Annotated in this window: 12 protein-coding genes; 10 read left to right on the top strand and 2 right to left on the bottom strand. The window is 66.1% G+C overall.

Translation table 11 applies throughout. The annotated features are described in order from the left end of the window. Positions 1 to 56 precede the first annotated feature (56 nt). From K320_RS0103855 to alkB, 10 genes are all read left to right on the top strand, one after another. Positions 57 to 533 carry a 4-hydroxylaminobenzoate lyase gene (locus tag K320_RS0103855; protein ID WP_024537561.1) on the top strand — a complete coding sequence of 159 codons (477 nt, stop codon included), beginning with the start codon at positions 57 to 59 and terminating at the stop codon, positions 531 to 533. Further along, entirely contained in the window at positions 530 to 2,083 is a 1,554-nt protein-coding gene (locus K320_RS0103850) for a 3,4-dehydroadipyl-CoA semialdehyde dehydrogenase (protein WP_024537560.1), read from the top strand. Before K320_RS0103855 ends, K320_RS0103850 begins: the two co-directional genes overlap by 4 nt. 25 nt (positions 2,084 to 2,108) lie before the next feature. After that, positions 2,109 to 3,707, top strand: coding sequence for a benzoate-CoA ligase family protein (locus tag K320_RS0103845; protein ID WP_024537559.1), 1,599 nt, complete (start codon positions 2,109 to 2,111; stop codon positions 3,705 to 3,707). Next, positions 3,704 to 4,510, top strand: a complete 807-nt coding sequence (locus tag K320_RS0103840; RefSeq protein ID WP_024537558.1) for an alpha/beta fold hydrolase — start codon at positions 3,704 to 3,706, stop codon at positions 4,508 to 4,510. The genes K320_RS0103845 and K320_RS0103840 overlap by 4 nt, the downstream gene beginning before the upstream one ends. Before the next feature lie 31 nt (positions 4,511 to 4,541). Further along, positions 4,542 to 5,708, top strand: coding sequence for an ABC transporter substrate-binding protein (locus K320_RS0103835; protein ID WP_024537557.1), 1,167 nt, complete (start codon positions 4,542 to 4,544; stop codon positions 5,706 to 5,708). A 63-nt stretch (positions 5,709 to 5,771) separates the two neighbouring features. Next, positions 5,772 to 6,638, top strand: a complete 867-nt coding sequence (locus K320_RS0103830; RefSeq protein WP_024537556.1) for a branched-chain amino acid ABC transporter permease — start codon at positions 5,772 to 5,774, stop codon at positions 6,636 to 6,638. Next, complete coding sequence (locus K320_RS0103825) at positions 6,635 to 7,654, top strand: branched-chain amino acid ABC transporter permease (RefSeq protein WP_024537555.1); 1,020 nt, start codon at positions 6,635 to 6,637, stop codon at positions 7,652 to 7,654. Before K320_RS0103830 ends, K320_RS0103825 begins: the two co-directional genes overlap by 4 nt. Then, positions 7,651 to 8,403: an ABC transporter ATP-binding protein gene (locus tag K320_RS0103820; protein ID WP_024537554.1), complete on the top strand. Its 753-nt coding sequence runs from the start codon at positions 7,651 to 7,653 to the stop codon at positions 8,401 to 8,403. The genes K320_RS0103825 and K320_RS0103820 overlap by 4 nt, the downstream gene beginning before the upstream one ends. Further along, positions 8,400 to 9,116, top strand: coding sequence for an ABC transporter ATP-binding protein (locus tag K320_RS0103815; protein WP_024537553.1), 717 nt, complete (start codon positions 8,400 to 8,402; stop codon positions 9,114 to 9,116). Before K320_RS0103820 ends, K320_RS0103815 begins: the two co-directional genes overlap by 4 nt. A gap of 67 nt (positions 9,117 to 9,183) precedes the next feature. After that, positions 9,184 to 9,837, top strand: a complete 654-nt coding sequence (alkB, locus tag K320_RS0103810) for a DNA oxidative demethylase AlkB (RefSeq protein WP_024537552.1) — start codon at positions 9,184 to 9,186, stop codon at positions 9,835 to 9,837. Positions 9,838 to 10,027: 190 nt separating this feature from the next. On the opposite strand, the gene ychF is transcribed toward alkB, so the two are convergent. After that, complete coding sequence (ychF, locus tag K320_RS0103805) at positions 10,028 to 11,122, bottom strand: redox-regulated ATPase YchF (protein WP_024537551.1); 1,095 nt, start codon at positions 11,120 to 11,122, stop codon at positions 10,028 to 10,030. Between the two features lie 100 nt (positions 11,123 to 11,222). Next, entirely contained in the window at positions 11,223 to 11,963 is a 741-nt protein-coding gene (locus tag K320_RS0103800; protein WP_342667223.1) for a hypothetical protein, read from the bottom strand. Positions 11,964 to 12,033 lie beyond the last annotated feature (70 nt).

Here is a 12,033-nt window from a genome sequence, read left to right as displayed (position 1 = left end):
CGCAAGCGCCAGCGTGGCGCGGCCGGTGGTGCACAGCCTTCTCACTTGGAGCGTCCATGACCGCTGAACAACTGCGCAGCCAGATCGCTGCCTTGGCTCAACAGATAACCGGCAAGCCGCTCGACAGCCGCCTTGCCGATTGGCTCAATACCGAGCATGGCCCGCTGTCGGACAGTTTCAGGCAGTTGCAGGCCACCTGCGAGGCGGGCGTGCACGATGGCTGGCTGTGTAACCGCGAAGGCGGCGGCATCCGCTACGGCCGCATTTTCAAGCCCGCGGACGATCTGCAAGGCTTTTCGGTGGATGTGGTGGATATGGAGTCCATCGCCGGGCCGCAGCATGTGCATCCGGGCGGCGAGATCGACCTGGTGATGCCGCTTTCCGACGGCGCGCAGTTTGATGGCCATGGCGCCGGCTGGGTGGTCTATGGCCCCGGCAGCCAGCATGCGCCGACGGTGACCGGCGGGCGCGCGCTGGTGCTTTACCTGCTGCCTGCGGGGCAGATTCAATTCCTGCAAGGGGCGGCTGGATGACTGAACTTCTTTCCAATTATCTGGGCGGGCGCTGGCACGCCGGCAGCGGCGCGGGTACGGCCTTGTTCGATCCCGTATTGGGCAACGAGCTGGTGCGCGTGGACGCCACCGGCCTGGACTTGGGCGCTGGTTTTGCGTTTGCGCGTGCACAGGGCGGCGCGGCGCTGCGCGCGCTGACCTACCGCCAGCGCGGTGAATTGCTGGCGGCAGTGGCCAAGGTGCTGCAGGCCAACCGCGACGCGTACTACGACATCTCCACGGCCAATTCCGGCACGGTCAAGGCGGACACCGGCATCGACGTGGATGGCGCCATCTATACCCTCAGCACCTATGCCAAGCTGGCTGCGGGCCTGCCTGAGGGGCACTTCCTGCCCGACGGCGAGGCGCAATCGCTGGCCAAGGATGGTTCGTTCGCCACGCGGCATGTCCGCGTGCCGGTCGATGGCCTGGCACTGTTCATCAATGCCTTCAATTTCCCCTCGTGGGGGCTGTGGGAAAAGGCGGCACCCGCGCTGCTCTCGGGCGTACCCGTGGTGGTCAAGCCCGCCACGGCAACGGCCTGGCTGACGCAGCGCATGGTGAAAGACGTGGTCGATGCCGGTGTGCTGCCGGCGGGCGCACTGTCCATTGTCTGCGGCAGCTCGGCGGGGTTGATGGACGCGCTGCAGCCGCAGGATGTGCTCTCCTTCACCGGCTCGGCCGATACCGCGGCGCTCTTGCGCAGCCACGCGGCCGTGACCCAGCACTCGGTGCGCGTAAACATCGAGGCCGACAGTATCAACAGCGCGGTGCTCCTGCCCGACGCGGCTCCCGGCACGCCGGCGTTTGATCTGTTCGTCAAGGAGCTGGCACGCGAGATGACGCAAAAGGCCGGACAGAAATGCACGGCGATTCGCCGCGCCTTTGTGCCTGCTGCGCATTTCGACGCGGTGGCGCAGGCCGTGGGTGCGCGGCTGGACAAGACGGTGCTGGGCAATCCACGCAACGAGAGCGTGCGCATGGGCTCGCTCGTGAGCCGGGCGCAGCTGGCCAGCATACGTGAGGGCATCGCCACCTTGCGCGGCGCAGCGCAGGTGTTGCATGACGGCAGCAGCGCGGCTCTGGTGGACGCTGATCCGGCCGTGGCCTGCTGTGTCGGTCCGACGCTGTTTGGCCTGGCCACGCCCGAGGCCGTCGCAGCCAGCGATGTGGTGCACGCCACCGAAGTCTTCGGTCCGGTGGCCACGCTGCTGCCCTATTCCGATCTGCCGCAGGCGCTGGCGCAGGTGGCGCGCGGCCAGGGCTCGCTGGTGGCATCGCTCTATGGCGACGATGCGCCGCTGCTGGCGCGCACCGCGCTGCAACTGGCGCCGCTGCACGGCCGTGTGCATGTGGTCAGCCCCGCCTGCGCCGCCACGCACACGGGGCATGGCAACGCCATGCCGCAATCGATGCACGGCGGGCCCGGGCGCGCCGGCGGCGGTGCCGAGCTCGGTGGCCTGCGCGCACTGGATTTTTACCATCGCCGCGTGGCCATCCAGGGCGCGCCCGAGGTGCTGAACGCCCTCTGACCCACGGCACGAACCAGGAGAACACATGACAACCGATCTGGGAGCGAACGCACCCGAGGTGGCGCCGCCGCCCGCCGTCTTCAACTTTGCAGACTACCTGCTGCAGGCGAACATTGGGCGTGCCGCGCGCATCGCGTTTGTGGATGACTATGAACAGCTCAGTTATGGCGTGCTCGAACACCGAGTGCGCCAGTGCGCCGCAGGCCTGCGTGCGCTGGGCGTGAAGCGCGAGGAACGCGTGCTGCTGACAATGCTGGACGGGACCGACTGGCCCGTGGCCTTCCTCGGCGCGATCTACGCCGGTGCGGTGCCGGTAGCGGTGAACACCTTGCTGCCGGCGGACGACTATGCCTACATGCTGGAGCATTCGCGTGCACAGGTGATCCTCACCAGCGGTGCCTTGCTGCCCACGGTCAAGGGTGCGCTGGTGAAGGCCGATCACGAAGTGCAGAAGGTCGTTGTCTCGCGTCCGGTGGCACCGCTGGATTTCGGCGAGCTGGCGTTCGACGCCTTCCTGGCGGCACAGGCGCCGCTGCCGCACCCGGCCGCCACACATGCCGACGATCCGGCATTCTGGCTGTATTCCTCGGGCTCCACCGGCCGCCCCAAGGGCACGGTGCATTCGCATGCCAACCCGTACTGGACGGTGGAGCTGTATGGCAAACGCATCCTTGGGTTGACGGAAAACGACGTGTGCTTTTCCGCCGCCAAGCTGTTCTTCGCCTATGGCCTGGGCAATGCGCTGACTTTTCCCATGGGCGTGGGCGCCACCACCCTTCTGATGGCCGAGCGGCCGACGCCGGAGGCGACGTTCAAGCGCCTCACGGGCGGCGTCGGCGGCGTCAAGCCCACGGTGTTCTACGGCGCGCCGACGGGCTTTGCCGGGATGCTCGCGAACCCGCATCTGCCGGCGCGCGGGCAGGTGGCGCTGCGCCTGGTCTCGTCGGCCGGCGAGGCGTTGCCAGCGGACCTGGGCGAGCGCTTCACCGCACATTTCGGCGTGCACATCGTCGATGGCATAGGCTCGACCGAGATGCTGCACATCTTCCTGTCCAACCTGCCCGGCGACGTGCGCTACGGCACCACGGGCTGGCCGGTGCCTGGTTACGCGGTGGAGCTGCGCGACCACGATGGCGCCCTGGTGCCTGATGGCGAACTAGGTGATCTCTACATCAAGGGCCCCTCGGCGGCACTGATGTACTGGGGCAACCGCGAGAAGAGCCGCGAGACTTTCCAGGGCGCGTGGACCAGGAGCGGCGACAAATATGTGCGCAACCCCGACGGCACCTACACCTACGGCGGGCGCAGCGACGACATGCTCAAGGTGAGCGGCATCTACGTGAGCCCCTTCGAAGTCGAGGCGACGCTGGTGCAGCACCCCGCGGTGCTCGAAGCCGCGGTGATTGGCGTGCAGGATGCCGATGGCCTGACCAAGACCAAGGCTTACGTGGTGCTGAAGGAAGGTGGCAAGGCGACGGAAGAGGAGCTCAAGCATTTCGTCAAGGACAAGCTCGCGCCCTACAAGTACCCGCGCCAGATCGCTTTCGTGAAGGAGTTGCCCAAGACCGCCACCGGCAAAATCCAGCGCTTTCGCCTGCGCGCGATGGAAACCCCGGCCGCATGAACGCACCCCCGCGAACGCAATTTGCGCGGATGGCCTGGCGCGGCCAGCCGGTGCGCATCGAATACGCCTGGGTCGGCAGCGGGCACGCGCATGCGCCTGTCATGGTCTTTCTGCATGAAGGGCTGGGCTCGGTCGCGATGTGGCGGGATTTCCCGGCGCGGCTTTGCGAAAAACTTGGCATGCGCGGGCTGGTGTTCTCGCGCCCCGGCTACGGGCGCTCCACGCCGCGCGCACCGGACGAGCACTGGGCCAATGATTTCATGCACCGCCAGGCGGACGAGGTGCTGCCGGCGTTTCTGAGCGCCGTCGGCGTGGCGCAGCCCCCCTGGCTGTTCGGCCATAGCGATGGGGCTTCCATTGCGCTGCTGCATGCGCGCAACCACCCGGCGGCCGGTGTCATCGCGCTGGCGCCGCATACCATGGTGGAGCAGATCTCGGTGGACAGCATCGAGAAGACGCGTGAAGCGTATGTGGCTGGCGGCCTGCGCGAGCGTCTGGCGCGCTACCACGACGACGTCGATTCGGCCTTCTGGGGCTGGAATGAGGTTTGGCTGTCGCCGGCGTTTCGCGCCTGGGACATCCGGCAAGAGATCGCCGCCATCGGCTGCCCTGTCCTGGCCATCCAGGGCCTGCAGGATGAGTACGGTACATTGGCTCATGTGCGCAGCATTGCACGCCAGGTGCCGCAGACCCAGGTGGTCGAAATCGATCATTGCGGCCATTCGCCGCACCGTGACCAGCCTGCCGCCGTGATCACGGCGTGCAGTGCGTTTGTGCAACAACATTCTTTTTCCAACCACTGATCTTCCATAGAAAGACGAGGAGACGACCATGATGAATCGCAAGACCTTTCTGACGAGCGCGGCATCGCTGGCGCTGGCGGGCATCGCGCCGCTGGCACGCGCCCAGGCGGGCAAGCTCAAGGTGGGCTTCATGCTGCCCGCGACCGGCACCTATGCGGCGCTGGGCACGGCGATCGACAACGGGTTCCGGTTGTATGTGGATCAGCTCGGCGGCAAAATTGCCGGACGCGAGATCGAATACATCCGCGTCGACGACGAGAGCGATCCGTCCAAGGCCACCGACAACGTCAACAAGCTGATCAAGCGCGACAACGTGGACGTGATCGTCGGCACGGTGCACAGCGGCGTGGCGATGGCGATGGCGAAGGCGGCCAAGGAATCGGGCACGCTCCTGATCATCCCGAACGCTGGCGCTGATGCCGTCACCGGCCCGATGTGTGCGCCCAACATCTTCCGCTCCAGCTTCTCCAATTGGCAGCCGGGTTTTGCCATGGGCGAGGTGGCCGCCAAGCAGGGCCACAAGAAGGCGGTGACCATCACCTGGAAGTACGCCGCCGGCGCCGAGTCGGTCAAGGGCTTCAAGGATGCGTTCGAGAAGGCTGGCGGCAAGGTCATGAAGGATCTCACGGTGCCCTTCCCCAATGTGGAGTTTCAGGCGCTGCTGACCGAGATCGCATCACTCAAGCCCGATGTGGTCTACACCTTTTTCGCCGGTGGTGGCGCGGTGAAGTTCGTCAAGGACTATGCGGCCGCGGGCCTCAAGGACAGTATTCCGCTGGTCGGCGCAGGCTTCGTCACCGACGGCACGCTGGAAGCGCAGGGCGCGGCGGCCGAAGGCCTGCTGACGGCGCTGCACTACGCCGACGAATTGCCGGCGCCTAAGGACAAGGAGTTCCGCCTGGCCTATGCCAAGGCCTACAAGATGCAGCCCGACGTGTACGCGGTGCAGGGCTACGACGCGGCGCAGATCCTGGCGATCGGCCTCAATGCCACCAAGGGTGACGCGAAGAATGCCAAGGCGTTCTCGGCCGCGGTGACCAAGGCGACGATAGACAGCCCGCGCGGCAAGTTCACGATGTCCAAGGCGCACAATCCGGTGCAGGACATGTATTTGCGCAAGGTGGTCGGCAACGAAAACGTCTATCAGAGCGTGGCGGTCAAGGCCCTGGCCGATCCGGCCACCGGCTGCCGGATGTAATCCGGCTTTCAGGGGCGGGCGGCCGATCGGCCGCCCGACGTGTTTCACCACGCGACTGTCTGCATGGACCTTCCAACCTTTCTCATCCAGTGCCTGAACTCTCTGCAGTACGGGCTGCTGCTGTTTCTCGTCGCCTCCGGTCTGACGCTGATCTTCGGCATCATGGGCGTGATCAACCTGGCGCACGGCAGCTTCTACATGATCGGCGCCTACATGGCGTATGGGCTGGCGCCACTTTTTGGCGGTAGTTTCTTCGTCACCCTGACGGTCGGCGTGGTGCTCTCGGTCGTGCTCGGCTACGTGCTCGAGTGGGCCTTCTTCAGCTTCCTCTATGAGCGCGATCACCTGCAGCAAGTCCTGATGACCTATGGCCTGATTCTGGTGTTCGAGGAACTGCGCAGCATTCTCGTGGGCAACGACGTGCATGGCGTGCAGGCACCGCCGTGGCTTGCGGGCTCGATCGAGCTGGGCGACGTGATGAATTACCCGGTGTATCGCTTGTTCATCAGCGCCTGCTGCGTTTTCCTGGCGCTGGGCATGTGGTGGGTGTTCACCCGCACGCGCCTGGGCATGCGAATTCGCGCCGGCACGGCCAATCGGGAGATGGTGCAGAGCCTGGGCATAGACATCTCGCTGCTCTACCGCATCGTCTTCGCCGTCGGCGTGGCGCTGGCGGCGTTCGCCGGCATGATCGCGGCGCCGGTTTCCAGCGTCTACCCGGGCATGGGGGAATCGGTGCTCATCATCTGCTTCGTCGTGGTGGTGATCGGCGGCATAGGCTCGATCCGCGGCGCGCTGGTGGCGGCGCTGTTGATCGGCTTTGTCGATACCTTTGGCAAGGTGCTGCTGCCGCAGGCGGCGGGCGTGCTGGTCTATATGCTGATGGCGGCCGTGCTGTTGTGGCGCCCGGATGGATTGTTCAAGCCATGAGCGGCGCACGCTCCTCATCGTTCGGCGGCAAGCATGTGTTCGTCGCCGCCGTGTTTCTGCTGCTGGCGCTGTGGCCGCTGGTCTCGGGCGAGTATGGCGCCGATCTGGTGGCCAAGCTCATGATCTACGCCATCCTGGCGGTGGCGCTCGAACTGCTGGTGGGCAGCACCGGGCTGGTCTGCTTTGGACAGGCGGCGTTCTTCGGCATAGGCGCGTATGCGGCGGTGCTGCTGGCGCCCGCCGACAACGCCGTGCCTTCGCTGCTGGTGGCGCTGCCGCTGTCCATGCTGCTGGCGGCGCTGTACGCACTGGCGGTGGGCGCGTTGTCGCTGCGCACCAAGGGCGTGTACTTCATCATGGTCACGCTGGCGTTCGCGCAGATGGCGTACTACGTGATCCACGACACCGAGCTCGGTGGCGGCACCGATGGCATCTACCTCTACGTGAAGCCGGTGCTGGGGCCGCTCGACCTGGGCAACGGCGCCCACCTGTACGGCTTCATCTGGGCCAGCCTGCTGCTGGTGTTCGCGTTTCTGGCGCTGCTGCTGCGCTCGCCGTTTGGCCGGGCACTGGCCGGCATCCGCGTGAATGAGCAGCGCATGCGCGCCACCGGGTTTTCGGTCTATCCGTACAAACTCGCGGCGTTCACGATTTCGGGCGCGATTTCCGGCTGGGCCGGGTTTCTGTTCGCCATCAAGGATGGCTTCGTCAGCCCCGAGCTGCTGAGCTGGCACCTGAGCGCGGGCGTGCTGGTGATGATCATCCTGGGTGGCCTGGGCCATCTGCGTGGCGCGCTGATCGGTGCGTTTGCCTTCTCCTTGCTGCAGGAGTTTTTCAAATCCGAGGCGCTGCTGGGCGAGGCCGCCAAGCATTGGCATCTGGGCCTGGGGCTGGTGGTGATCGCCTGCGTCGCTTTCATGCCGCGCGGCCTGGTCGGCCTTCCGCACCAGTGGCGGCTGCGCGCGGCACGCAAGCGCGACAAGCACGCGCCCGATACGGCGGAGGACGCGGCATGAGTGGCGAAATTCTGTTGCGCGGCCGCGCGCTGACGCGCCGCTGGGGCGGATTGGTAGCGGTGAACGGCGTCAGCGTGGAGCTCATTCGCGGCGCCGTGCACGCGGTGATAGGCACCAACGGCGCGGGCAAATCGACGCTCATCAACCTGCTCTCGGGTGAATTTCCGCCCAGCAGCGGCCAGATCGAGTTGCTGGGGCAGGAGGTGACGCAGTGGTCGCAGCCGCGGCGCGCACGCGCGGGCCTGGGGCGCAGCTACCAGCGCAACACCATCTACCCCCGTTTCACGGTGCAGGAAAACTGCCGCCTGTCGGCGCAGGCGCGCTACCAGACGCCCTGGGCCTGGTGGCACGACGCCCAGTCGCGCGGGCCGACGCAGCGCATCGCGCGCGAGGTTGCGCAGCGCGTGGGCCTGGGCGATGTACTGAGCCGGGAGGCCGGCCTGCTCAGCCATGGCCAGAAGCGCCAGCTTGAAATCGCCATGTGCCTGGCCACCGCGCCCAAGGTGCTGCTGCTCGATGAGCCGCTGGCCGGCATGGGCGCCGAGGAGACCGAGCGCATGCTGGCGCTGCTGGATGCCTTGAAGCGGGATCACGCCATCCTGCTGGTGGAGCACGACATGGACGCGGTGTTTCGCATCGCCGACCGCATCACGGTGATGGTCAACGGCCAGGTGATCGCCACCGGCACACCCGATGAAATCCGTGCCAGCGCCGAAGTGCGCGAGGCTTACCTGGGGCATGACGCATGACCGATGCCAACGTAATGCTGCAGGCGCAGGGCCTGCACGCCTGGTACGGCAGCAGCCATGTGCTGCATGGCGTCGATCTGGAAATCCGCCAGGGCGAGACGGTGGGCCTGCTGGGGCGCAACGGCATGGGCAAGAGCACGCTGATCCGCTCGCTGCTGGGCCATGTGGTGCAGCGCGAGGGCAGCATCCGCCTGTTCGGCCAGGACATCTCGCGCGCCAAACCGCACGAGGTGGCGCGCCTGGGCGTAGCCTACGTGCCCGAAGGGCGCGGCGTGTTCGGCAACCTCACGGTGCGCGAGAACCTCATCATGGCCGAGCGCCCCGGGCGCGACGGCCGCGCCGACTGGAGCATGGATCGCGTGCTGCAGACCTTCCCGCGCCTCTCGGAGCGTATCGATCAGCTCGGTGCGCTGCTCTCGGGCGGCGAGCAGCAGATGCTTTCGATTGGCCGGGCGCTGATGACGCACCCGGAACTGGTGATCCTGGACGAGGCCACCGAAGGCCTGGCGCCGCTCATCGTGCACGAAATCTGGCGCGTGATTGACGAGATCAAGCGCGCCGGCATGGCGGTGCTGATCGTCGACCGCGACTGGCACCGGGTCCTGAGCCGCAGCAACCGCGCGCTGGTGCTGCAGAAAGGCCAGGTGGTGCTGCAGGGTGACGCGGAAGCCATGCTAGAAGACACGACATTGCCGGAATACCTGGGTGTTTGAAATCTCCTGAATCCATAGCTGCCCGCGCTTGGCTGACAAGCGATTGCGCCTGATTTCATCAAAATCCATGACGGGCGACCTGTTTGCCGATGAGCTACCGCTGGCGGGCGAGCGCATGTCGCTGGGCCCGCAGTCGGTGGTGCTGCGGGGCTTTGCGTTGACCTTCATCGACGAGCTTTGGCCGCGGTTGCAGCAGGTCCTGACGCAGGCACCGTTTCGCCACATGGTCACGCCGGGCGGGCAGACCATGTCGGTGCCGTTGACCAATTGCGGGCCGCTGGGCTGGACCAGCAGCCGCGCGGGCTACCGCTACCGCAGCGACGATCCGGACTCTGGCCTGCCCTGGCCGGCGATGCCTGCCGTGTTCATGCGCCTGGCCACCGAAGCCGCGGCCGCGGCGGGTTTTGCCGGCTTTGCGCCCGATGCCTGCCTCATCAACCGCTACCGCCCCGGCAGCCGCCTGACGCTGCACCAGGACAGGAACGAACGCGATTTTTCGCAGCCCATCGTTTCCGTATCGCTGGGCGTTTCGGCCGTATTCCTGTGGGGCGGCCTGCAGCGCGCGGGTGGCACGCAGCGCATGGCGCTGTTCCATGGCGACGTGGCGGTCTGGGGCGGGGTGGACCGCATGCGCTACCACGGCATCGCGCCGATCCGGGAGGGCAGCCACGCGCTGACGGGCAGCGAGCGGATCAATTTCACGTTCCGCAAGGCGGGCTGAACGGCAATGGAGCCTGCTCTTCCCCTGGGGTGATCCTGTCGCGCTGATTGACCCCTACCTGCCCGAGGGCCGGCGAGGACGGCCAGCGGACCGTAATGTTTCTACAGCCCATTGGTTTCAAAACGGGTCAAACCGTCCACCAAGCGCTACTGAGCACCGCCAAGATGCTGCAAAAATCGTCAGGCGTTGATCAGACGTTGAACAAAAAATTCATCACATCGCCGTCTTTTACAACGTATTCCTTGCCTTCTGCACGCATCTTGCCGGCTTCTTTTGCGCCCTGTTCACCCTTGAACTGGAGGAAATCGTCAAACGCAATGGTCTGCGCGCGGATGAAGCCGCGCTCGAAGTCGCCGTGGATCACGCCGGCGGCCTGCGGAGCGGTGTCGCCCTGGTGGATGGTCCAGGCGCGCACTTCCTTGACGCCGGCGGTGAAATAGGTTTGCAGGCCCAGCAGTTCGTAGCCGGCGCGGATCAGGCGGTTCAGGCCGGGCTCGTGCAGGCCCATTTCTTCGAGGAACATCGTGCGGTCTTCGTCTGTCATTTCCGCCATTTCGGCTTCTATCTTGGCGCAGATGGCGACCACGGGGGCGTGCTGCGCGGCGGCATATTCCTGTAGTTTTGCCAGCAGCGGGTTGGCTTCAAAGCCGTCTTCGGCCACATTGCCGACGAACATGGCGGGCTTGGCGGTGATCAGGCAGAAGGGTTTGAGCAGCGGGGCATCTTCCTTGCTCACCGGCACGCTGCGCGCGGGCTTGCCTTCGTTGAGCGCAGCCTGCACCGGGGTGAGCAGGGCGACGAGCTTGGCGGCCTCCTTGTCGTTGCCGCTCTTGGCGGCCTTGCTGTAGCGGTTGAGCGCCTTTTCCACGGTGGCCAGGTCGGCCAGGCACAGTTCGGTCTGGATGACTTCGATGTCGGCGATCGGGTCCACCTTGCCCGACACATGCACCACGTTCGGGTCTTCAAAGCAGCGCACGACGTTGACGATGGCGTCGGTCTCGCGGATGTGCGCGAGGAACTGGTTGCCCAGGCCTTCGCCCTTGCTGGCGCCCGCCACGAGGCCTGCAATATCGACGAATTCGACGATGGCGGGCACGATGCGCTCGGGCGTGACGATGGCGGCCAGGTCCTTCAGGCGCGGGTCGGGTACTTCCACCACGCCGGTATTGGGCTCGATGGTGCAAAAAGGATAATTTTCGGCGGCGATGCCGGCTTTTGTGAGGGCGTTGAAGAGCGTGGACTTGCCGACGTTGGGCAGCCCCACGATGCCGCATTTGAGGCTCATGGCGGGTTTCTTTCAGATTCGGGGGTTCGGGATGTCCTGCACCACTTGGGTTGTGTGCAGGAAATTCCTCGATTTTAGGCGGCGCGCCCAAGGGGCTGTTTCAGCCCCCACGCTGGCGAAAGGCCATGATGGCCTGGTTGCGCAGGGTGCGCAGCATGCCGAGCAGCTTTTCGTCCACCGCCAGCGCATCCGCGATGTCCTGGATGCCTGCCGCCAGCACCTGTGCCGCCTGCTGCGTGGCCAGCGCCCCGACCGGAGACAGGTCGCCTGCCGCGATGGCCGTGGCTTGCGTGTGCAGTGCGTGGGCGGTGATGGGGTCAGGCTGAAGCGGCGCTTCCAGTGTCGGTGCCGGCGGTTGCAGGCGTTCCGCGGCGCTTCCAGCGGCGACGCACAGCTCCAGCGCGCTGGCAATATCCACGAGTTGCCGGCGTGCGCGCTGCACGGCTTCAGCGAACAGTTCGGGCGTGATCTGCAGCGTGCGGCGCCAGTTGTCCGCCAGTTGCCGCAGGCACGCGGTGAGCCTGTCCGGTGCGTTCTGCAGCATCGCTGCGGCGACCTCGTTGGCAGCGCGGCCGATCCAGCGCAACTGCTCGTCCCCCTGCTGGGGCGCGCGCATGGGCGGCGCCCCCAGGGGCGTGCGCATGCTGCGCTGCAGGCCTTCCGGCAAACCCCAGGCGCGCGCCACGCCCACGCCCAAGTCTTCCAGCGTCAGCCCCAGCACCTGCATGGCGGCTGCTTCCTCGTTGGCGCCATTGGAAAGCAGCGCGCGCACCTGCGCCGCCTCTGCGGCGAAATAGTAGGAGCACAGCATGCGCCCCAGGGTCTGGAACATGGCGCTGATTGGTGTCAGGTGCGGGCGCGGTGTCTGGCATGGCAGGCGTGTGGGCGGATCGTGCCTGCAATGGAGCCAC

It is taken from the genome of Comamonas badia DSM 17552 (genome assembly GCF_000484635.1).
GTDB classification, from domain to species: Bacteria; Pseudomonadota; Gammaproteobacteria; order Burkholderiales; family Burkholderiaceae_C; genus Comamonas_C; species Comamonas_C badia.
The sequence above is the reverse complement of the archived record's forward strand: the minus strand, read 5'-3'. Positions and strand labels throughout refer to the sequence as shown.

Bases quoted from the DNA above. Each gene is read 5' to 3' on its own strand.
- K320_RS0103850 (WP_024537560.1), top strand. From the start codon at position 530: ATGACTGAACTTCTTTCCAATTATCTGGGCGGGCGCTGGCACGCCGGC.
- K320_RS0103815 (WP_024537553.1), top strand. From the start codon at position 8,400: ATGACCGATGCCAACGTAATGCTGCAGGCGCAGGGCCTGCACGCCTGG.
- K320_RS0103840 (WP_024537558.1), top strand. From the start codon at position 3,704: ATGAACGCACCCCCGCGAACGCAATTTGCGCGGATGGCCTGGCGCGGC.
- K320_RS0103845 (WP_024537559.1), top strand. From the start codon at position 2,109: ATGACAACCGATCTGGGAGCGAACGCACCCGAGGTGGCGCCGCCGCCC.
- K320_RS0103830 (WP_024537556.1), top strand. From the start codon at position 5,772: ATGGACCTTCCAACCTTTCTCATCCAGTGCCTGAACTCTCTGCAGTAC.
- K320_RS0103855 (WP_024537561.1), top strand. From the start codon at position 57: ATGACCGCTGAACAACTGCGCAGCCAGATCGCTGCCTTGGCTCAACAG.
- K320_RS0103835 (WP_024537557.1), top strand. From the start codon at position 4,542: ATGAATCGCAAGACCTTTCTGACGAGCGCGGCATCGCTGGCGCTGGCG.
- ychF (WP_024537551.1), bottom strand. From the start codon at position 11,122: ATGAGCCTCAAATGCGGCATCGTGGGGCTGCCCAACGTCGGCAAGTCC.
- K320_RS0103820 (WP_024537554.1), top strand. From the start codon at position 7,651: ATGAGTGGCGAAATTCTGTTGCGCGGCCGCGCGCTGACGCGCCGCTGG.
- alkB (WP_024537552.1), top strand. From the start codon at position 9,184: ATGACGGGCGACCTGTTTGCCGATGAGCTACCGCTGGCGGGCGAGCGC.
- K320_RS0103825 (WP_024537555.1), top strand. From the start codon at position 6,635: ATGAGCGGCGCACGCTCCTCATCGTTCGGCGGCAAGCATGTGTTCGTC.